We start from the raw sequence: 19,081 nt of genomic DNA on the forward strand, positions 1-19,081 counted from the left end.
AGCTCATTGCGACAATATGGCGAAAAGCGTCATGACTGCGGCCCCTGCCAGAAACCAGGCGGTGTAGTCCCCGATGTAGCCGCTGTGCAGGGATCTTAAGAGCGCTACCGGTCCTTCGAGCGCGCGCCGCAGGCCCCTCAGCGGCCGCACCGCGTCCGGCGGGGCCAGAAAAATTCCCGCCACGGCTAGCGCCGCGAGGGCCGCAGCCACTCCCATTGCCAAATCCGGTCGGTCGGGTTGCGGCAGCGCTGCCGCAGCGTAAGCCCCGCCCTTTAGCACCGTAGCCCGGTACCCTTTCCCATCCGCGAGCCTCGCTGCTCCTTCTGCAAGGGAACTCTGCACCTGCGGCAAGGCCCCGGCCCCGACTGCGACCACAATCAATAGGACCAGGGGAAGGAGCATCATCCTCGGTGTCGCCCCTTTCTCCTCGAAAGCCTCCGGTTCCTCCTTTTTACCCGAGGACGGGGCCGAACTGGAGAGGAAGTTGGCAGAGCCTACGCCGTAGAAAAGGCTTCCCCCGGCGCGCAGCACCACCCCGCCCGTGATGGCTGAGCAGATCAGGAACAGGGGGGGGAGCCACCCGTAGCCGAGGCTCTCGGCGCTCTGCTCCAGCACTCCCTTTCCGGCCCAGGTCCCGAAGGGGGGGAGCCCGGCGAGAGCTACGCCGCAAAGGCAGAAGAGGGCGCCGGTCGCCTTCAGGGGGAGGCACTTGCCGCGCAGGGTCTCCTCGTCCACCGAATTGTAGTGATAGAGGATGATCCCGGTGCAGACGAAGAGGGCCCCCTTGACCGCCCCGTGCCCGACCAGGTAGAGGAGGGTCCCGGCGAGGGCGGACGGGTCCATGAGGGCGATCCCGGTCAGCATCATCCCGCTGTGGCTTACCGTGGAGAAGGCGAGCATCCGTTTCAGGTGCCGTTGCAGGAGTGCCATGACGGCTCCCAAAACGGCCGTAGCGGCACCAGCAGACAGCAACAGGAGCCGCAAGGGGGCGGGGTCGAGCGCGTCGCTGAAGACGACCCAGTAGATGCGCGCCACCGCGTAGAGCCCCAGCTGCACCATGATGCCGGAGAAAAGGACGGAGGCGGGGGTAGGGGCGACGGCATGGGCGTCGGGAAGCCAGAAATGAAAGGGGACGATGGCCCCCTTCACCAGGAACCCCAGGCTTAAGAGTAGGAAGGCCGCAGCGACAGTTGCCCCTCCCGCTTTTCCCTCAAGGAACGCGCCGGCCCAGGCGAGGTTGAGCCCGCCGGTGATGCCGTAAAGGAGGCCGATCCCGAAGAGGACCATCAAGCCGCCGATGCTGTTCATCACGGCGAAGTTGAGCGCTCCTTCCAAGGGGCCGCTGTCCTCGATCTTGTACCCGGTGAGCGCATAGGCGGTGACCCCCATCATCTCGAAGAAGACGAACATGTTGAAGAGGTCGCCGGTGAGGCAGAAGCCCTGCATGGAGGCGAGGAAAAGGAGCATGAGCGTGTGATAGTAGGTGCCGATCGCCTTGAAACGGTGCCAGGAATAGAGAAATCCCATGGCGGTGAGAAAAGCCGCGAAAAGGGCGAGGAGGGCGGCGACCGGATCCACGACGAAGGCGATCCCTACGGGAAAGCCTTGCATCGGAGTCCAGGCGCCGAACCAGTAGACTACGGTGCCGGAGAGGGAGCGTTTCAAAAGGAGCAGGTCCAGGACCAGCACGGCCGCGACGGTGGCCAAAGAGAGGAGGTCGAGGATCCGGTGCCGGTTGGTCGCATGCTCCAGCGCCGCCAAAACCGCCGCCAAAAAAAGCGGAGCCAGAACGGGAAAGGGGGCGAGTTCCACGGTCATCCCCTCATGGGCGGGGTACGCCTGGGGTCGAGCGTCCCGCTCTTTTTGAAGGCCTGCAGCGCACAGGCGAGGATCAGGGCGGAGACGGCCGCTCCCACGACGACGTCGGTCATGGTCAGCGCCTGCACCACCGGATCGACCGGCCGCGAACCGAGCGGCACCTGGTCCAGTATGGGGGCGGTCCCCCCCTTGAGGTACCCCAGGGAGAGGAGGAGCAGATAGCCCGAAGACTGGGCCACGAAGAGGGAACTGACCAGGTGGATGCTGTTTATCGTGGTCGAAACCCCGTAAAGCCCGACCAGGAGGAGCCAGAGTGCGACAAGGAACGGGAGCATGTTCATGAATGTTTCCCCTTTCGTATCAAGAGTACCTGCCTCAGAAAGGCCGAGATCACCAGGAGAAAGGCGGCGGTCACCTCGATCCCCACTGCGCAGTTCAAAAGCGGGAGCGTCCCTGCGGAGAAGAGTTCCCCCAAGTTTCCCAGCGGCAGCACGTTCTGCAGATACGGACGCGCCGCGAAGAGCGGGACCGTCCCCAGGAGGAGGAACCCCGCCGCACCCGCGGCCTCGAACCGTGCCACGGTGTCGCCGGCGGCGACCTCAAGAAGGTCGCCGTACTCCCCGCTCAGATAGACGTAGTAGAAGGCCGTCGCCAGCAAAACGCCTCCCTGGAACCCGCCCCCCGGAGTGAGGTGCCCGTGCAGCACCACGTAGATCCCCAGGAGCAGCGTAAAAGGAAACATCAACAGGCCGAGCCCCAGGATAGCCGGTGCCGGTTCAATGCCGGCGCGGTCGCTTGCCTGGTCCTTGGGTTCCCGGAAGCGCTCCGATTCCTGCCGGCGCAAAAGAAGGAGGGCGCCTGCCACCGCGGCGAAGAGCATGAACTCCTCCCCCAGCGTATCGAAGCCGCGGTAGTCGAAGGTCACCGCCGCAACGCCCTGCTGGGTGTGCCGCATCCCCTGCATGCTTTCCAGCACCAGGGGGCCGTAGGCGCCGGAATAGGCGCCGAATTCCGGGAGCCCGGCGAATGCGGCGCCTAGCGCCGCCGCGAAGGCCAGCGCCGAAACGAGGTAGAGCATGATGCGGAACCGTTCGCTCATTGCTTCCTCCCGGAGCGGGTCTTCGCTACCGTTATCAGTACCATCAGCGGAACGGCGACGGCGCCGACCACCATCTCGGAAAGCGCTACGTCAGGCGCCTGGAGCAGGGTGAACAATAGGCTCAGCAAAAGCCCGAAGAAACCGACCACGATCGACTGCTCCAGCGGGTCCCGCACCGCCACCACAGCCCATCCGGCTAACGCCACCATCACGAATGCCACCGTTAATAGCGGGTCCATGCGCTACTCCTTTTTAGGGACCATCTGCCCCGTCCTTTTGCGCCTCCTCCTCACGCTTTCCATCCTCGGCCTCTTGCCGGGAGACCTGCCGCAGGTGGTAGGCGCGCGCCGCCGCGAAGGTGATGACCGGGTTTCCGATCAAGAGCACCAGGAGCACCAGCCCCGCCTTGACCGCGTTGGCTCCCATTCCTTCCTCAAATGCAATGGCTGCCGCCACCAGGACCCCTGCCAGGACGGCGGGGGGAGCCAGGTAGTGCAGCTTCACGTAGAACCCCTTCATTACCGCCAGGGCCAGGCAGCAGAAGGCGCAGATGAAAAGCGCCGGCAAAAGGAGCGCTAGGGCCGCGGGGCTTGCTGAGACGTCCGGGGTCACAGCCAGCGCTCCAGGAAGCGGATGTAGACGAGCCCGGAGGCAAAGGAGAGGGTCGCCAGCACCAGGGCGAGGTCGAAGTAGATGTCGCGGCCGTACCCCTCGGCCAGAAGGAGCAGCGTCAATACGGCCAGGATCTGCGCCATCTGCAGGGCGACGAAACGCTCCATGATCTCCCCCTTGCAGCAGAACCAGCCGCAGGGGGCCATCAACAAGAGAAGGACCAATGCCGCAATCAGCCAGAGGTTCATGGGAGCTCCACGAAGAGCCGGTCGATTTTAGACAGCTCTTTCCCCACCAGTTGCCGGATCAGCACCCGCTTTTGCTCCCGGTCGACATAGACCAGGTAACTGTTCGGGGTGATGCAGACGCCGAAGGTCATCACGGCGCGGCGCGCCGACTCGTGGCGGTCATCGGGCCCGGGGAAAGGGTACTCGATGAGCTCCCCCTCCACAGGTTTGCCGGCCAGTGCCCGGCAAAGGGCTACCAGCAGCTGCCAGGTTTCGGTCAGCATGGCCACCGGCACGCGCCAAAGAAGCCAAAGCCAGCGCGGCTTGATGCGCAGGGGCTTTTTAAAGCGCTCCCGCAGCATGCTGACGAGAAAGAGGGTGACGGTCGCCGCGAAGGCGCCTGCCGCCAATTCGCTCCCGTCGGTTTTCCCCGCCATGAGAAGGTAGAGCCCGAGAAATAGGAGCCAGGCGCAGAGCGCGAATACGATGCCGTCCTTAAAGAACATGCTTCCCCCTCAGGCCCGCTTTACCAGGTACTTGAGCGTCGGCCCCTGCACCAGGATGGAAAAAAGGACCACGATATAGCTGGTGATCACCAGGGTGCCGAGCCCCATCCCGCGCGGCAGGGACATGGCGAGCGCGACGGCGATCCCCCCCCTGAGGCCGCTCCAGGTCATGATCCAGGCGTCCCGCAGCGAGAACGGCTCGCGCAGCCTCACAAACGCACCCACCGCCAGCACCGACAGGAACCTTCCCAGGAGCACCAGCGGGATGGACAGCACCCCGGTCAAGAGCTGGACCAGCGAAAGCCTGCTGCTCAACACCAGGACCTCCAGGCCGATCAAGGTGAACAGGATGGCGTTCAGGTACTTCTCCACCAGGTCCCAGAACTGGTCCAAATGGTCCCGGGTGTGCTCGGACATGGCGAGCTTTCTCCCCCGCCCGCCGATGAGAAGCCCGGTCATCACCATGGCGAGCGGCCCTGAGACGCCGAAGTTCTGGGCCAGCGAATAGCCGCCGGTAACGAGCGCCAGCGTGATCAATATCTCCAGCCGGTAGTTGTCCACGCTCTTGATGAGGAGGTACCCGGCCCACCCAAGGAGCGCGCCGAAGATAATTCCTCCCACCGCCTGCTGCGCGAACGCGGCGCCCAGCTGGGTCAACTGCGGTTTCCCGCCGCTGCGCGCCATCCCCAGGAGGGCCACGAAGAGCACGATGCCGATGCCGTCGTTGAAGAGTGCCTCCCCGGCGATCCAGGCGTTCAGCCGGTCCGGGATCCCCAGGCTGCGCAGGGTGGGAAGGACGGCGACCGGGTCGGTGGGGGACATGATGGCCCCCAGGAGCAGGCAGTGCGAGAGCTCCAGGTTGAGAGCGAGCAGCCTGGCGAGCAAGTAGAAAGAGCCGCCGATAACCCCGGCGGAGACCAGCACCCCGGCGATGGGCGAACAGGGCGATGCTCAACTTCACGTTCAAAACTTCCTCGACCTTGACGAAGAGGGCACCGGCAAAGATGAGAAAACTCAGGAGCCCCTGCAGGAAGAGGACGTCGAAGTCGATCCGGGTCATCACCTGCAGCGCGGGGGTCATCACGTCGAGCCCGAGACGCAGGGAAAAGGCGAGCAGCAGGGAAAAGAGCAGGCTCTGCAGCATGAGCCCCACCGTCACCGGGAGCTTGAGGTAACGGTGATTGATATAGGCGAAGGCGGCCGTCAGCGTGGTGAGGAGTGCTGCGATTTGAAAGAACCCCATGCTGCCGCTCTCAGGGCGAGGTCTTCAACCAGCACCTGAGCATCTCGGCGACACTCCAGGCCTGGGCGATGCACCCCTTGGGGTGGTAGGGCTTTTCCGCGTCGAAGATCTCGCTGATGGAGCCTATGCACTGGTGGTTCATCTGGCGCGCCAGCCCGTCCAGGAAGCTGTGCGCGGTCTGGACCTGGTCGGGGTAGAGCTTCAGCCAGGAGTCGACGAAGGTCCCGATCAGCCAAGGCCAGACGGTTCCCTGGTGGTAGGCGGCGTCGCGGGCCCTCAGGTCGCCGTGGTAGGTAGGTTTGTAGTCGGGGTGCCCGGGGGCGAGCGTGCGGAGCCCGACCGGGGTGAGCAGCCTTGTTCTCACCGTCTCCAGCACCGGGGACCACTTGTCACGCTCCAGCACCGAGTGTTCGAGCGAGATGGCGAAGAGCTGGTTGGGGCGGCAGGCGCTGTCGTCCCCCAATTCGCCGTCCACCACGTCGTACAGGTAGCCCCCCTCGGCATACCAGAAGCGGCTGTTGAAGGAGCGGCAGGTCTGGTCGGCAAAGGAGCCCAACTGGCGCGAGTAGGCGGGGTCGTTTTGCTCGGTCCACTGCTGCATCAACCTGAGCGCGTTGTACCAGAGGGCGTTCAGCTCCACCGCCTTCCCCCGGCGCGGGGTCACCACCCAGTCCCCTACCTTGGCGTCCATCCAGGTGAGCTGGTACCCCTCGGCCCCCTGCGTGAGTAGCCCGTCGCTTGGGTCCACCCTGATGCCGAAGCTGGTGCCGGAGAGGTGCTTGTCGATGATATGCCGCAGCTGGGGCATGATCAACTGCAGCGTCGCGTCGTCCCCGGTGTGCTGCAGATACCTGTTGACGGCGTGGAAGAACCAGAGGCTCGCGTCGGCGGTGTGGTAGAGCCCGTCGTTGTGCCCCTCCGGGAAGAGGTTCGGTATCAGCCCGTTTCTCACGTAGTGGGCGAAGGTCCTAAGGATCCATCCCGCCTCCATGTGGCGCCCGGTGGCAAGGGTGAGCCCCTCCAGCGAGATCATGGTGTCGCGTCCCCAGTCGGTGAACCAGTGGTAGCCGGCGATCACGGTGCAGACTTCGTCCCCCATGGCGTGAGCGCGCACGCTGTCCTTGTGCCTGCCGGCCGGGGTGATGATGAACTGGTCCGTGGCAAGGACGAGCTCTGCCGCGAGCCCCTGGCGGGCCCTGGGGTCCGCCGCGGCCAGGATAAGCCGGCGCCGCTCCCTTTCCATGGCGAGCGCCGCCTCGGGAGGGAGGGCGGCCAGGGTTTCCCAGGTTTCCGTGGAGGCGGTCAGCGCCGCCTCCTGATCCATCCCCAGGTCGACCGCGAAGTAGCCTGCGGTCCAGAGCGTTCCCAGGGCGTCGTAGCCGCGGGCGTTTTCCACGTCGTAGAAGATGTCGGTGCTCTGCTTCTCCTCCAGGGTAAAGTTGCCGCGTCCCCCGTTGATCACGAGCCTTAACTGCGGCGCATGGCTTCCAGTGGAGATCTGGTAGCGGTTTTGCACCGCGGTGAACATGTACGGGTCGTCGGTCACCTGGTCCACCGAGGCGTCGTGCGGGCGGAACTGCAGATAGGGCTGCAGTTTGAGCCTCACCTTCTGCTCGCCGGAGAGGAGCCGGTAGATCAGGTGCACCGTGTTCTGCTTGTGCACCATTACCAGCTGCTTCTCGATCACGCTCCCCATGAACTCGTAGCGCCAGACCGGGAGCCCGTCTTCCAGGCGGAACCCGGTCAGGTACTCGATCCCCTCGTAATCGAGTCCCCCCTCCCTCTGGTCGCCTCCGAAGCGGACCGTGCTCCCGTCGGGGAAGCGGATCGACTCGGTGAGCCGGTTCAGCATCACCATGCGCCCAAGCGGCGAGGGATAGGCTGCGATGAGAAGCCCGTGATAGCGGCGGGTGAGGGCGCCGCAGACGGTGCCGGAGGCGTAGCCTCCCAGGCCGTTGGTGAGAAGCCACTCCTGCTCCAGGAGCTGCCGCGTCTTGGTCTTCTCGTCATGCCGGTCGAAATGGAAGTCGCGTGTCACTGTGGTCATGGCTCTTCTCCCTGGCGGACCGGAATCAGCACCACCGCCGCATTCCCCTGTATGCGCCAAAATTTCTCCGTGTCGAGCTTCGGCGTTCCCGAGCCGCCGAATTCCAGCTTCTCGCTGGTCCACAGGATCTCCCAGTCGCATCCCTCCGGCGGCGCCAGCATAGGCTCCGGGATCGGCACCAGGTGCAGCTCGCGCCCCAGGTTGATCAGGAGCAGGCGCTGGTCCCCCTTCAGGAAATAGCGGAGCAAAAAGGCGCTCGCCCCCAGCACCGCCCCCTCGATATGGCAGGCATAGCCGCGGCTGAAGACCCGGTCCTCGCGCCGCAGCCGGATCAGGTCGCGGTAGAGCGCGTAGGTCTTCGCGTGCCGCTCGCGCTCCTTTAAGTGGAGCCGCGACTGCTCGAAGGTCTTCACCTCGTACGGCTTGTCTATCGTGTCGATGATCTCCGGGGCGTCTATGTTGGTGAACTGCTTCAGGTACTCGATTCGGCCGGCGTGCACCGCCTGCGAGATCTCCGGGCTCAGGTCCGCGAAGTACATAAATGGAGAGCTTGCGGAAAACTCCTGCCCCTGGAAGATCATCGGGGTCTGCGGGGCGAGCATCAGGAACGCCGTCATGGTCCGGAGCGCCGCAGGGTTCGTGAGCCGGTCGATCCTCATCCCCCAGGCGGAGTTGCCGATCTGGTCGTGGTTTTGGATGTAGTTGACGAAGCAGGCAGGGCTCACGCCGATGGTTGGGGAGCCGCGCCTTTTCCCCTGCCAGAAGTAGAACTGCCCCTGGTACAGGTAGCCCCACTTGGCCGCCGAGGCCAGCTCCTGCGGCGAGCCGAAGTATTCCGAGTAGTAGGCGTCGTGGTAGCCGGTGAGCGCCACGTAGGCGCTGTGGTGGAAGTCGTCGTTCCAGACCGCGTCCATGCCGAAGCCGCCAGCTTCCTTATCGCGCAGGCAGCGCGCGTCCTGGTTCTCGCTCTCGGCCACTAGTAAGATGGCGCGCCTGCCGGCGGCTATCCGCGCCTTTTCGGTGATCTCCCCCAGGACGTGGATGGGGGAGTCGTCGTGAATGGCGTGGGTGGCGTCGAAGCGCAGGCCGTCCAGGTGGAACTCGTCGATCCAGTAGGCGGCGTTGCTGGCGAAGAACTCCCTTACCGGGCGGCTGCGCCTGCCGTCGAAGTTCATCGCCTTGCCCCATTCGCCGTCCTCTTCCGCGTAGTAGTACTGGGAGAACTGGGCCAGGTAGTTCCCTTCCGGGCCGAAGTGGTTGTAGACCACGTCCAGCAACACTCCGAGCCCCAGGCGGTGGGCCTTGTCCACGAAGCTGCGCATGTCGTCCGGCTCGCCGTAAAGCCTCGTGGGGGCGAAGTGGTTCACCCCGTCGTACCCCCAGCCGAACCTGCCGGGGAAATCCGCCACCGGCATCACCTCTACCAGGGTGATCCCCAACTCCTTCAGTTCCTGGAGCTGCTCCGCCGCCGCCCGCCAACTCCCTTCCTGGGTATAGGTCCCCAGGTGCATCTCGTAGATCACGTGCCCCTCGCGCACGACCCCGGGCCATTCGCCATCGCTCCACCTGTATTTGGAAGGGTCGACCACCTGCGAGGGGCCGTGCGGACCGTCGGGCTGGAAGCGCGAGGCGGGATCGGGGTGGAGGTTCATTGCCTCGTCCAGCCGATAGCGGTACAACGACCCCGCCCGCGCCTCGCGGCTTAATCCGGCAAAAAAACCTTCCTCTTCCGATTCCAGCTCCACCGAACTCCCCTGGCCGGCCCCTCCCTCCAGCACCACCTCCACCTTCCTGTGCGCCGGGGCCCAAACTCGGAAGTGGACACCTTCCGGGACAATCTCCGCTCCCATGGCCAGCCGTCTTTGTAGCGCAGTCATCGCTACCTCCGGTCTTATTAAAATTAACAGGCTCTAAAAATAACATAGTTCGCAAATTTTAAAACCGCACCTGCCGGTTTCTTGTCGCTCATCCAAGACTTTCATGAACATTGAAGCGGCTTCGAAGCGGAAGACCGCGAGAAGATAGGGTGGCGCTGCCAATGTCTGCCAAGTTATTGGGTGATTTTGCATTAACAGCAGCAAAAAACGTTTGACATGAAAAGTCACACTGCTAGTATTGGCTTCTATTAATTTAAAACGATTAACTTGGTGCTAATTAGATAAATGGCCTGCAGCATATCCCGTCAAGCCAAGGAGGGCCTTATGGCAGGGAGCGTTCTAATCACGGGTGGAGCCGGATTCATTGGATCTCACCTGGCAGATGAGCTTCTTCGTCACGGTTACCGCGTCCGCGTTTTGGACAGCCTGGTGCTGCAGGTGCATGGACCGGACGGGAGGCGACCCGGCTATCTGGATCCGGAGGTCGAGCTGATCAAGGGGGACGTGCGGGACGCGGCCGCCGTGCAGAGGGCGCTTGCCGGGACCGAGGCGGTCTTTCACCTGGCCTCCATGGTGGGCGTCGGCCAGAGCATGTACGAGATCGAGCAGTACACCTCCGTCAACAACTGCGGGACTGCGGTGCTCCTGGAGGCGATGGCCCACGCCAAGGGGCATCGCAAGCTGATCGTCGCCTCAAGCATGAGCATCTACGGCGAGGGGCGCTACCTGGACGCCGACGGGCTTTGCTACGACGACGTCCGGCGTCCCTTGGAGCAGTTGCAGCGGGGGCGCTGGGAGCCGTTCAACCGCAGGAGCGAGCCGCTGCGCCCGGTGGCAACCCCTGAGGACAAGTCGCCGTCGCTCGCCTCGGTCTACGCCCTATCCAAGTACGACCAGGAGCGGATGGCGCTCATCGTCGGGGAATGTTACCGCATCCCGGTGATCGCCCTGCGCTTTTTCAACGTCTACGGCACCAGGCAGGCGCTCTCCAACCCCTACACCGGGGTGCTCGCCATCTTCGCCTCCAGGCTCATGAACGGCAACCCGCCGCGCATCTACGAGGACGGGCTGCAGCAGAGGGACTTCGTCAGCGTGCACGACGTGGTGACGGCCTGCCGGCTCGCGCTCCAGGTGGACCAGCAGCAGGCGCAGTTCTTCAACATCGGCAGCGGCGCCAACGTCAGCGTCCTCGAGGTGCTGCAGCGCTTCCGCCGGGTGCTCAACTGCGACGGGATCGAGCCGGAGATCACCGGCAACTACCGGGCCGGCGACATCAGGCACTGCTTCGCGGACATAAGCTCCGCCCGCTCCGTCCTGGGATACGCCCCGAGGATCTCCTTCGACGATGGGCTTGCCGAACTGGCCGGCTGGCTGGAAGGGGAGGTCGCCATAGACCGTGTCTCCGAGGCGCATGCCGAACTCACCCAGCGGGGGTTGACGCTATGAAAAGGGCGACCAGTGAAGCGGTACCGGAGCACTTCGGCATAGTGGAGTGGTTCCGGCCGGGCGAGCGGGAACGGGTGGAACGGGTCCTTTCCGACATGAAGGCGATCGGCGCCAAGAGCCTCAGGACCGGGATCTCCTGGGCGGACTGGTACACGAGCGAGGGGAAGAGGTGGTACGACTGGCTCATCCCGCGGCTGGCGCGGGAGGTGGAGCTGCTCCCTTGCGTGCTTTACACCCCCCCCTCCATCGGGATCGAGGCGAAGACCTCATCCCCCCCGCGTCGTCCCAAGGATTACGCCGACTTCATCGACCTTTTCGTCACCGCCTTCGGGGAGCATTTCGAGTACCTGGAGCTCTGGAACGAGCCTAACAACCTGAGCGAGTGGGACTGGACCCTGGACCCGCACTGGACCTCCTTCGGGGAGATGATCGGCGGGGCGGCCTACTGGGTCAGAAAGCGCGGCAAGAAGACCGTCCTCGGGGGGATGAGCCCCATCGACGGCCACTGGCTCTGCCGGATGTTCGAGCTGGGGGTGATGGATTACATCGACGTGGTGGGAATCCACGGTTTCCCGGACATCTTCGATTACACCTGGAAGGGGTGGCAGCGCAACATCGCCATGGTGCGGGAGATCCTCGACGAGAAGGAGTGCGCCTGCGAGATCTGGGTCACCGAGGCGGGCTTCTCCACCTGGCAGCACGACGAGTTCAAGCAGGCCAAGGTCTTCCTCGATTTTCTCGCCGCCCCGGCGCAGCGCGTCTACTGGTACGGCGTGGACGATCTCGATCCCTCGCTTTCCGCGGTGGACCGCTACCATCTGGACGAGCGCGAGTACTTTTTCGGCTTGAGGAAGGCGGACGCAACGCCCAAGCTCCTCTACCGCCTGCTCCAGGAGGGGACGCTTTCCTCCCTGAAGCGCGTGGTAGCCGCTGGGAGCGCCGCGAGGGCAGACAGCGGCGGGACCGAAAAGGCGGTGCTCGTCACCGGGGGGGCCGGGTTCATCGGGACCAACCTGGTGCAGCACCTGGTGGCGCAGGGGGAGAGGGTGATCCTCTACGACAACCTCTCCCGCGCAGGGGTCGAGAAGAATCTCCTCTGGCTCATGGACAACTGCGGCGAAAGGCTGCAGGTGGTGATAGGGGACACCCGCAACTCTCTCCTTCTGGAGCAGGCGGTAAGTGAGGCGAAACAGGTCTTCCACTTCGCGGCCCAGGTAGCGGTCTCCAGCAGTATCGACAACCCCGCCAACGACTTCGCCATCAACGTCCAGGGGACCTTCTCGCTCCTGGAGGCGATCCGCAAGGCGAAGACCCCTCCTTCGCTTCTCTACACCTCCACCAACAAGGTGTACGGGGCCATCGAGGGGTGCGGCGTCCGGAAAAACGGGGTGCGCTACGAGCCGCTCGACCCGCAGCTCCGCTCCCACGGGCTGGGAGAAGGGACCACGCTCGATTTCCTGAGCCCCTACGGCTGCTCCAAGGGATGCGCCGACCAATATGTCCTGGACTACGCCCGCAGCTTCGGCATCGACGCCGCGGTCTTCCGGATGAGCTGCATCTACGGCCCGCACCAGTACGGCACCGAGGAACAGGGGTGGGTGGCGCACTTCGCCATACAGACCATGAAAGGGGAGCCCATCACCCTCTACGGGGACGGCTGCCAAATCCGGGATCTCCTCTTCGTCGAGGACCTGGTGGACGCCATGTGCCGGGCGCGGGACATCATGCCGCGCATAGCCGGCCAGGCCTTCAACATCGGCGGCGGCCCCGCTCGCACCATAAGCCTCTTGGAGCTTTTGGATCTGTTGCGCGATCTGCACGGCACCCTTCCCACCATACTGCGCGACGACTGGCGCACCGGGGACCAGAGGTACTACGTCTCCGACACCAGGAAGTTCTGCAAGGCTACCGGATGGACGCCGCGGCATTCGGTGGCCGAGGGGGTGCGCAGGCTGTACGACTGGCTCCTGGAAACGATGCACTCGCCGGCGCGCGGCGCCGGGAGCTTCGACAAGCAAAGCTACCCGGCGACGGGGGCGGAGGCGATCTGATGAGCGATGTGATGGATGCTGCGGTAATCACCGGTCCTGGGCGGTCGCGGGTAGAACAGGTGGCGCGCCCTGCGGCCGGCAGGGGGGAAGTAGTGGTGCGGGTGGAGGGTTGCGGCGTCTGCGCCTCCAACCTCCCGCTTTGGCAGGGAAGGTTCTGGTTCAACTATCCCGCGCAGCCCGGCTCCCCCGGGCACGAGGGGTGGGGGAGGGTGCATCGGCTGGGGGAGGGGGTGGAAGGGATAGCCGTCGGCGACCGGGTCATCGAGGCGACCGGGTACCAGTGGCCGCTCGACGTCGCCGGCGAACTGGTGCGCGAGCGTGGAAAGATCGTCATCGCCGGGTTCCACCAGGACGGCATGCGCCAGGTGAACGTCCAGCTCTGGAACTGGAAGGGGGTGGACGTGATCAACGCCCACGAGCGCGACCCCAAGGTGTACCTGGAGGGGATGCTGGCCGGCATCGAGGCCGTCGATGCCGGCCTTTTTGCCCTCGACGAGCTGATCACCCACACCTATGCGCTGGAGCATCTGGGGGAAGCGTACCGGGCGCTGGACCAGCGGCCGGACGGCTTCCTGAAAGGGATCGTCCGCATCGATCATTAAAAAAGGGGAAGCGATGAAGAAAAAGCAACCACTCCCGAGAATAGGCTTCCTGGGGACCGGCTGGATCGGTCGCCATCGCCTGAAGGCGATACTGGAAAGCAAAGAAGCCGAGGTAGCATGCATCGCCGACGTCTGCCGGGAAAATGCCAGCGACGCGGCAAAGCTCGCCCCCGGCGCCTTGGTAGTCGACTCGCTGGACGCGCTTCTTGAGCTTGGGCTCGACGCGGTGGTGATCGCCACACCCAGCGCGGGGCACTGCTCCCAGGCGGTAAGGGCGCTGGAGGCGGGTCTCTCGGTATTTTGCCAGAAGCCTCTGGGCAGGAGCGCCTATGAGGCGCAGATGGTGGTGGACACGGCCCGGGCGGCCAATCGCCTCTTGGGCGTCGACTTCTCCTACCGTTTCACCGATGCCGTCCGGAAGATGCACGAACTGGTCGGCTCCGGCGAACTCGGCGAGGTCTACGCCGCCGACCTCGTCTTCCATAACGCCTACGGCCCGGACAAGGCATGGTTCTACGACGCCGAACTATCGGGCGGGGGGTGCCTCATGGATCTCGGGAGCCACCTGGTCGATCTCGCCCTCTGGTTTTTCGACTACCCCCAGGTCCGTAGCGTCTCCAGCTCCATCTTCTCGGGCGGCGAAAGGCTCAAGGGGGGATCCGGCAAGGTCGAGGACTACGCCGTCGTCTCGCTGGTGCTGGAAAACGGGCACGCGGTGCGGGTGGCCTGCTCCTGGAACGTCTCCGCCGGGCGGGACGCGGTGATCGAGTCGAGTTTCTACGGGACCCAGGGAGGGGTCGCCTTCCGGAACGTCCAGGGCTCCTTCTACGATTTCGTCGCCGAACGTTTCCGAGGCACCAGCGCAGAGACCATCGCCACCCCGCCGGACGACTGGGGGGGGAGGTGCGCCGTGGACTGGGTGCGTCAGTTGAGGACCGGGGGAGGGAGCTACAACCCCCAGGCGGAAAACCTGGTCCAGGTGGCGGCGGTACTGGACGCGGCCTACGGCAGGTAGCCGCTTGAGTCCCCGCCCCCGGAGGGGGAGGAGAGAGAGCAGGAGGACGGCAGTTGCTATGACCGAGACGGATTACAAAAAAGGGTGCGACGAGGGGGGCGTCTCGGCTCCGCCCCGACTGATCCTGATGACCGCGGATACCATCGGCGGCGTCTGGACCTACGTGCTGGAGCTTGCGCGCGGCCTTTCGGTGTTCGGCGTGGAGGTGGCTCTCGCCACCATGGGGCAGCCCCTTTCCCAGGAGCAGCGGCGCGAGGTGGCGGACGAAGGGAACGTTACCCTGTATGAAAGCGGCTATCGGCTGGAGTGGATGGACGACCCCTGGGCCGACGTGGAGCTAAGCGGGGCCTGGCTCCTGGAGCTGGAGGACCGCCTGCGCCCGGACCTGGTGCACCTGAACGGCTACGCCCACGCCGCGCTCCCATGGCAGAGCCCCTGCCTCGTGGTCGCCCACTCCTGCCTCCTCTCCTGGTGGCAGGCGGTGCGACGGGAGGATCTCCCCTCCAGATACCAGCAATACCGGCAGCGGGTGGCGCAGGGACTCGCCGCCGCCGACCTCGTCGCGGCCCCTTCGGCCGCCATGCTTCGGAACATCCAGACGCTGTACCTCCCCCTTCCCGAGGGGAGGGTGGTTCATAACGCCCGCAGCCGCACCAGGTTCCGCCCCGGGCACAAGGAGGATTTCATCCTTTCAGTAGGGAGGGTCTGGGACGAGGCGAAGAACATCGGCGCCCTGGTAAAAAATGCCTGCGACCTCCCCTGGCCGGTGTACGTAGCGGGCGAGATCAACCACCCCGGCGGGGGGAGCGTGACCATGGGCGGGGTGAACCGGCTCGGTTTCCTCTCGCCCGACGAACTGGCCCCCTGGTACGCGGCGGCCTCGGTCTACGCGCTGCCGGCGCGCTACGAGCCTTTCGGCCTCACCGTGCTGGAGGCGGCGCTCTCCGGCTGCGCCCTGGTGCTTGGCGACATCCCGAGCCTACGCGAACTGTGGGACGGCGCCGCGATCTTCGTGGACCCGGATTCCCCAGACCTGCTCCAGGAGGAACTCTGCCGGCTCTGCGCCGACCGCGCGAGGCAGGAGAGCCTGGGGAACAAGGCGCTGGCGCAAAGCCGCAAATTCACCGCGGCCAAGATGGTGGCGGGTTACCTGTCGCTGTACCGCCAGTTGTGCCGGGTAAGCTGACCTTCCCCCGCCCCGACCCTTGCTGGGGGAGGGGGACAACCAGAGGATTGCCCGATGCGTGTCGTCATGTTTTATCACTCCCTGGTCTCGGACTGGAACCACGGCAACGCCCACTTCCTGCGCGGGGTTGCGACCGAATTGGGCCAGAGGGGGCACGAGGTCCGCGTCTACGAACCCAGGAACGGTTGGAGCTACAGCAACCTTTTGCGCGAAAAAGGGGTGAACGCCCTGCGGCGCTTCGAGGAGGTGTATCCCGGCCTTTCGGGGATTCCTTACGAGCTCGATAAGCTTGACCTCCATAAGGCGCTTGCCGGGGCAGATCTCGTCATCGTGCACGAATGGAACGAGCACGAGCTGGTGCACAGGATCGGAGAGCACCGCAAAAAAAACGGTAATTACCGCCTGCTCTTTCACGATACCCATCACCGCTCGGTCACCGACGCCGGCGCCATGGACGCCTACGACCTCTCCGGCTTCGACGGCGTTTTGGCCTACGGCGGCAGGATCAGGGAGATCTACCTGCAAAAGGGGTGGGCGGAACGGGTCTGGATCTGGCACGAGGCCGCCGACGTCCGGGTCTTTCGACCAGTCGAGGGAGCGCAGAAGGCGGGGGACGTGGTCTGGATCGGCAACTGGGAGGACGACGAGAGGAGCGAAGAAATCCGCGAGTTCTTCGTGGAACCGGTGCGGCGGCTGGGGCTGAAAGCGGCGGTATACGGGGTCCGCTACCCGAAGCCCGCGCTGAAACTTTTGCAGGAAGCGGGGATCGGCTACGGCGGCTGGCTCCCCAACTTCGAAGTGCCGAGGGTCTTCAGCAGCTTCCGGCTCACCGTCCACATCCCGCGTCGACCCTACGTCACGGCGCTTCCGGGGATCCCGACTATCCGCCCCTTCGAGGCGCTGGCCTGCGGCATCCCGCTCATTTCGGCCCCATGGGACGACTGCGACGCGCTCTTTTCCCCCGACCGCGATTTCGTCTACGCCGGCAGCGGCGAGGAGATGCAGCGGCAGATGTGCGCCTTGCTGGACGATACCGCCCGCGCCGGCAGGTTGGCCTGCCACGGCCGCGGCACCATCCTGGCGCGGCACACCTGCGGCCACCGCATAGACGAGCTTTTGCAGATCTGCAGGGAGCTGGGGCTTCCCGCAGATGAATCATGAACTAGAAAAGGAATGACAATGGGCGCACCACTATCCATCGCCTTCTTCGCATCGAGTCTTGTTTCCGCCTACTGGAACGGCGCCGCCACCTATTACCGCGGCATGGTCAGGGCCCTGGCAGGGCTTGGGCACCGCATCGTCTTTTACGAACCGGACGCCTACGAACGGCAGTCGCACCGGGATATGGAAGACCCAGACTGGGCCACGGTGGTGGTCTACCCGGCCACCGAGTCGGGGGTGATGCGCTCGCTGGAGGCGGCGAAGGGTTCGGACCTGGTCATCAAGGCGAGCGGCGTCGGCGTCTTCGACGAACTTTTGGAGCGCGAGGTGCTGCGGCTCAAGGGGGAGGGGACCCAGGTCGTCTTCTGGGACGTGGACGCGCCTGCCACCCTGGAGCGTATCGCCGAAGACTCGGACGATCCCTTCCGTGCGCTGATCCCCCAGTACGATCTCGTCCTCACCTATGGCGGCGGCGACCCAATCGTCCGCCGCTACAAAAGCTTCGGCGCGCGCAGCTGCATTCCCATCTACAACGCGCTCGACCCGGATACCCACTTCCCGGTGCACTCCGAGCCGCGCCTGGAGGCAGACCTCTCCTTTTTGGGGAACCGGCTCCCCGACCGGGAGCGGCGGGTCGACGAATTCTTCCTCGCCGTGGCGAAGCGTCTGCCGGAGCGCCGCTTCCTTCTGGCCGGAAGCGGCTGGGACGACAAGGAGAGGTCCGGCAACGTGAAGTACCTGGGGCATGTGGGGACCGCCGACCATAACGCCTTCAACTGCAGTCCCATGGCGATACTGAACGTGAGCCGCGACGGCATGGCGAGAAACGGCTTCTCGCCGGCGACCCGTGTCTTCGAGGCAGCCGGTGCCGGCGCCTGCATGATCACCGACCAGTGGGAAGGGGTGGAGCAGTTCTTCGAGCCGGAGCGCGAGATCTACGTCGCCGCCAGCGGCGACGAGGTGGCGGAGATCCTGGACCGTCTCACTCCGGCGCTGGCCGCGGCGGTCGGTTCGCGGGCCCTGACCCGGGTGCGGGCGCAGCATACCTACGCCCACCGCGCCCGACAGTTCCAGGAGATCTTTTCAGCCGGGAAGCCGTATACCGGGGGGATGCCATGAAGATCGTAATCTTCGGCCTTTCGATCACCTCGTCCTGGGGTAACGGCCACGCCACCACCTACCGCGGCCTTCTGCGCGAGATGGACCGGCGCGGCCACGAGGTGCAGTTTTTCGAGCGCGACGCCAAGTGGTACGCCGCCAATCGCGACCTCCCCGAGCCCTCCTTTTGCAACACCATACTCTACGACTCGCTGGAAACGCTCCTGGGAGAGTACGGCCCGGAGATCTGCGACGCCGATTGCGTCATCGTCGGCTCGTACGTGTACCAGGGGATCGAGGTCGGAAAGTGGGTGACGAAAAACGCCAAGGGGATCACGGCATTCTACGACATCGACACACCGGTCACGCTCGCCTCCCTGGCCAAGGGGGAGTGCAGATACCTGAACCGGGAGCTGGTCCCGCACTACGACCTCTACCTCTCCTTCACCGGAGGGCCGACCCTCGACCAGATAGAGCGCCAATTCGGCTCCCCGGCGGCCCGTGCCCTTTACTGCTCGGTCGACCCGCAGGTGCATTACCCGATGCAGATCACGCCGCGCTGGGACCTGGGATACCTGGGGACCTACAGCCCCGATCGGCAGCTAGGCCTTGAGGAGCTTCTGAGCCGGTCGGCGCGCTCCTGGAAGAAAGGGCGCTTCGTGGTCGCCGGAGCGCAGTACCCCGCCGACGTGGCCTGGTCCGAAAACACGCACCGCATCGAGCACCTCCCGCCGGAGTGCCACAGCGAGTTTTACAGCTCGCAGCGGTTCACCCTGAACCTGACCCGGAAGCAGATGCTTCTCGCCGGATACTCCCCAAGCGTCAGGCTTTTCGAGGCGGCGTCCTGCGCGGTGCCGGTGGTGAGCGACCAGTGGCCCGGCCTGGACCATTTCTTCGTGCCGGGCGAGGAGATACTGCTCGCCTCCGATTCCCAGCAGATGCTCCGCATCCTGCAGCGCTTCCCGGAAAACGAGCGGCGGGCCATCGGCGAACGCGCGCGTCAAAGGGTGCTCCGCTCCCATTCCGCCGCCTGCAGGGCGGAAGAGTTGGAGGAGTATCTGACCGCCAGGTGACCTCTTCAATGTGCGATGGG

19 protein-coding genes are annotated in these 19,081 nt (G+C 64.8%); 9 read left to right on the plus strand and 10 right to left on the minus strand.

The window, feature by feature from the left end; all coding sequences use genetic code 11:
* Positions 1-3: 3 nt before the first annotated feature.
* From GBEM_RS08410 to GBEM_RS08445, 8 genes are read right to left on the minus strand one after another with little or no spacing between them, the layout of a single operon-like run.
* Positions 4-1,818 carry a complex I subunit 5 family protein gene (locus GBEM_RS08410; protein WP_041262704.1) on the minus strand — a complete coding sequence of 605 codons (1,815 nt, stop codon included), beginning with the start codon at positions 1,816-1,818 and terminating at the stop codon, positions 4-6.
* Positions 1,815-2,159, minus strand: coding sequence for an NADH-quinone oxidoreductase subunit K (locus tag GBEM_RS08415; protein ID WP_012530109.1), 345 nt, complete (start codon positions 2,157-2,159; stop codon positions 1,815-1,817). The genes GBEM_RS08410 and GBEM_RS08415 overlap by 4 nt, the downstream gene beginning before the upstream one ends.
* Positions 2,156-2,917: an MnhB domain-containing protein gene (locus tag GBEM_RS08420; RefSeq protein WP_012530110.1), complete on the minus strand. Its 762-nt coding sequence runs from the start codon at positions 2,915-2,917 to the stop codon at positions 2,156-2,158. Before GBEM_RS08420 ends, GBEM_RS08415 begins: the two co-directional genes overlap by 4 nt.
* Positions 2,914-3,156 (minus strand): hydrogenase subunit MbhD domain-containing protein, encoded by a 243-nt coding sequence (locus GBEM_RS08425; protein ID WP_012530111.1) that lies wholly within the window; start codon positions 3,154-3,156, stop codon positions 2,914-2,916. The genes GBEM_RS08420 and GBEM_RS08425 overlap by 4 nt, the downstream gene beginning before the upstream one ends.
* A 13-nt stretch (positions 3,157-3,169) precedes the next feature.
* The gene (locus GBEM_RS08430; RefSeq protein ID WP_012530112.1) at positions 3,170-3,529 is read right to left on the minus strand and encodes a monovalent cation/H(+) antiporter subunit G; all 360 of its coding nucleotides are present in this window, start codon (positions 3,527-3,529) and stop codon (positions 3,170-3,172) included.
* Positions 3,526-3,777 carry an MrpF/PhaF family protein gene (locus GBEM_RS08435; protein WP_012530113.1) on the minus strand — a complete coding sequence of 84 codons (252 nt, stop codon included), beginning with the start codon at positions 3,775-3,777 and terminating at the stop codon, positions 3,526-3,528. Before GBEM_RS08435 ends, GBEM_RS08430 begins: the two co-directional genes overlap by 4 nt.
* Entirely contained in the window at positions 3,774-4,262 is a 489-nt protein-coding gene (locus tag GBEM_RS08440; RefSeq protein ID WP_012530114.1) for a Na+/H+ antiporter subunit E, read from the minus strand. Before GBEM_RS08440 ends, GBEM_RS08435 begins: the two co-directional genes overlap by 4 nt.
* Positions 4,263-4,271: 9 nt before the next feature.
* Complete coding sequence (locus tag GBEM_RS08445; RefSeq protein WP_264175535.1) at positions 4,272-5,147, minus strand: cation:proton antiporter; 876 nt, start codon at positions 5,145-5,147, stop codon at positions 4,272-4,274.
* A 46-nt stretch (positions 5,148-5,193) separates the two neighbouring features.
* Between GBEM_RS08445 and GBEM_RS20350 the strand changes: the two genes are divergently transcribed.
* Positions 5,194-5,544, plus strand: a complete 351-nt coding sequence (locus GBEM_RS20350; protein WP_049762638.1) for a hypothetical protein — start codon at positions 5,194-5,196, stop codon at positions 5,542-5,544.
* On the opposite strand, the gene GBEM_RS08450 is transcribed toward GBEM_RS20350, so the two are convergent.
* Together GBEM_RS08450 and treZ are read right to left on the minus strand one after the other, a co-directional pair.
* Positions 5,516-7,552: an amylo-alpha-1,6-glucosidase gene (locus GBEM_RS08450; protein WP_012530115.1), complete on the minus strand. Its 2,037-nt coding sequence runs from the start codon at positions 7,550-7,552 to the stop codon at positions 5,516-5,518. The genes GBEM_RS20350 and GBEM_RS08450 overlap by 29 nt on opposite strands.
* Positions 7,549-9,429: a malto-oligosyltrehalose trehalohydrolase gene (gene treZ, locus GBEM_RS08455; protein ID WP_012530116.1), complete on the minus strand. Its 1,881-nt coding sequence runs from the start codon at positions 9,427-9,429 to the stop codon at positions 7,549-7,551. Before treZ ends, GBEM_RS08450 begins: the two co-directional genes overlap by 4 nt.
* Before the next feature lie 324 nt (positions 9,430-9,753).
* Between treZ and GBEM_RS08460 the strand changes: the two genes are divergently transcribed.
* Genes GBEM_RS08460 through GBEM_RS08495 form a run of 8 tightly spaced genes read left to right on the plus strand, consistent with a single transcriptional unit; the run spans position 9,754 to position 19,061 of the window.
* Positions 9,754-10,875 (plus strand): NAD-dependent epimerase/dehydratase family protein, encoded by a 1,122-nt coding sequence (locus tag GBEM_RS08460; protein ID WP_012530117.1) that lies wholly within the window; start codon positions 9,754-9,756, stop codon positions 10,873-10,875.
* Positions 10,872-12,926 (plus strand): NAD-dependent epimerase/dehydratase family protein, encoded by a 2,055-nt coding sequence (locus tag GBEM_RS08465; protein WP_012530118.1) that lies wholly within the window; start codon positions 10,872-10,874, stop codon positions 12,924-12,926. The genes GBEM_RS08460 and GBEM_RS08465 overlap by 4 nt, the downstream gene beginning before the upstream one ends.
* Complete coding sequence (locus tag GBEM_RS08470; RefSeq protein WP_012530119.1) at positions 12,926-13,528, plus strand: alcohol dehydrogenase catalytic domain-containing protein; 603 nt, start codon at positions 12,926-12,928, stop codon at positions 13,526-13,528. The genes GBEM_RS08465 and GBEM_RS08470 overlap by 1 nt, the downstream gene beginning before the upstream one ends.
* Before the next feature lie 13 nt (positions 13,529-13,541).
* Complete coding sequence (locus GBEM_RS08475; RefSeq protein WP_012530120.1) at positions 13,542-14,543, plus strand: Gfo/Idh/MocA family protein; 1,002 nt, start codon at positions 13,542-13,544, stop codon at positions 14,541-14,543.
* Positions 14,544-14,601: 58 nt separating this feature from the next.
* Positions 14,602-15,729 carry a glycosyltransferase family 4 protein gene (locus GBEM_RS08480; RefSeq protein ID WP_012530121.1) on the plus strand — a complete coding sequence of 376 codons (1,128 nt, stop codon included), beginning with the start codon at positions 14,602-14,604 and terminating at the stop codon, positions 15,727-15,729.
* 54 nt (positions 15,730-15,783) lie between these two features.
* The gene (locus GBEM_RS08485; protein WP_012530122.1) at positions 15,784-16,890 is read left to right on the plus strand and encodes a CgeB family protein; all 1,107 of its coding nucleotides are present in this window, start codon (positions 15,784-15,786) and stop codon (positions 16,888-16,890) included.
* A gap of 18 nt (positions 16,891-16,908) precedes the next feature.
* Positions 16,909-18,009 carry a CgeB family protein gene (locus GBEM_RS08490; RefSeq protein ID WP_012530123.1) on the plus strand — a complete coding sequence of 367 codons (1,101 nt, stop codon included), beginning with the start codon at positions 16,909-16,911 and terminating at the stop codon, positions 18,007-18,009.
* A complete protein-coding gene (locus GBEM_RS08495; protein ID WP_012530124.1) occupies positions 18,006-19,061 on the plus strand; it encodes a CgeB family protein in 1,056 nt (351 codons plus the stop codon). The genes GBEM_RS08490 and GBEM_RS08495 overlap by 4 nt, the downstream gene beginning before the upstream one ends.
* The last annotated feature ends 20 nt before the right edge of the window (positions 19,062-19,081 follow it).

Source organism: Citrifermentans bemidjiense Bem (assembly GCF_000020725.1).
Taxonomy (GTDB): Bacteria; Desulfobacterota; Desulfuromonadia; order Geobacterales; family Geobacteraceae; genus Geomonas; species Geomonas bemidjiensis.

Excerpts from the sequence above, each read along its gene's own strand:
- GBEM_RS08440 (WP_012530114.1), bottom strand. The coding sequence starts at position 4,262 with ATGTTCTTTAAGGACGGCATCGTATTCGCGCTCTGCGCCTGGCTCCTA.
- GBEM_RS08410 (WP_041262704.1), bottom strand. The coding sequence starts at position 1,818 with ATGACCGTGGAACTCGCCCCCTTTCCCGTTCTGGCTCCGCTTTTTTTG.
- GBEM_RS08470 (WP_012530119.1), top strand. The coding sequence starts at position 12,926 with ATGAGCGATGTGATGGATGCTGCGGTAATCACCGGTCCTGGGCGGTCG.
- GBEM_RS08475 (WP_012530120.1), top strand. The coding sequence starts at position 13,542 with ATGAAGAAAAAGCAACCACTCCCGAGAATAGGCTTCCTGGGGACCGGC.
- GBEM_RS08490 (WP_012530123.1), top strand. The coding sequence starts at position 16,909 with ATGGGCGCACCACTATCCATCGCCTTCTTCGCATCGAGTCTTGTTTCC.
- GBEM_RS20350 (WP_049762638.1), top strand. The coding sequence starts at position 5,194 with ATGGGCGAACAGGGCGATGCTCAACTTCACGTTCAAAACTTCCTCGAC.
- GBEM_RS08415 (WP_012530109.1), bottom strand. The coding sequence starts at position 2,159 with ATGAACATGCTCCCGTTCCTTGTCGCACTCTGGCTCCTCCTGGTCGGG.
- GBEM_RS08435 (WP_012530113.1), bottom strand. The coding sequence starts at position 3,777 with ATGAACCTCTGGCTGATTGCGGCATTGGTCCTTCTCTTGTTGATGGCC.
- GBEM_RS08465 (WP_012530118.1), top strand. The coding sequence starts at position 10,872 with ATGAAAAGGGCGACCAGTGAAGCGGTACCGGAGCACTTCGGCATAGTG.
- GBEM_RS08460 (WP_012530117.1), top strand. The coding sequence starts at position 9,754 with ATGGCAGGGAGCGTTCTAATCACGGGTGGAGCCGGATTCATTGGATCT.
- GBEM_RS08420 (WP_012530110.1), bottom strand. The coding sequence starts at position 2,917 with ATGAGCGAACGGTTCCGCATCATGCTCTACCTCGTTTCGGCGCTGGCC.
- GBEM_RS08450 (WP_012530115.1), bottom strand. The coding sequence starts at position 7,552 with ATGACCACAGTGACACGCGACTTCCATTTCGACCGGCATGACGAGAAG.
- GBEM_RS08480 (WP_012530121.1), top strand. The coding sequence starts at position 14,602 with ATGACCGAGACGGATTACAAAAAAGGGTGCGACGAGGGGGGCGTCTCG.
- treZ (WP_012530116.1), bottom strand. The coding sequence starts at position 9,429 with ATGACTGCGCTACAAAGACGGCTGGCCATGGGAGCGGAGATTGTCCCG.
- GBEM_RS08425 (WP_012530111.1), bottom strand. The coding sequence starts at position 3,156 with ATGGACCCGCTATTAACGGTGGCATTCGTGATGGTGGCGTTAGCCGGA.
- GBEM_RS08485 (WP_012530122.1), top strand. The coding sequence starts at position 15,784 with ATGCGTGTCGTCATGTTTTATCACTCCCTGGTCTCGGACTGGAACCAC.
- GBEM_RS08495 (WP_012530124.1), top strand. The coding sequence starts at position 18,006 with ATGAAGATCGTAATCTTCGGCCTTTCGATCACCTCGTCCTGGGGTAAC.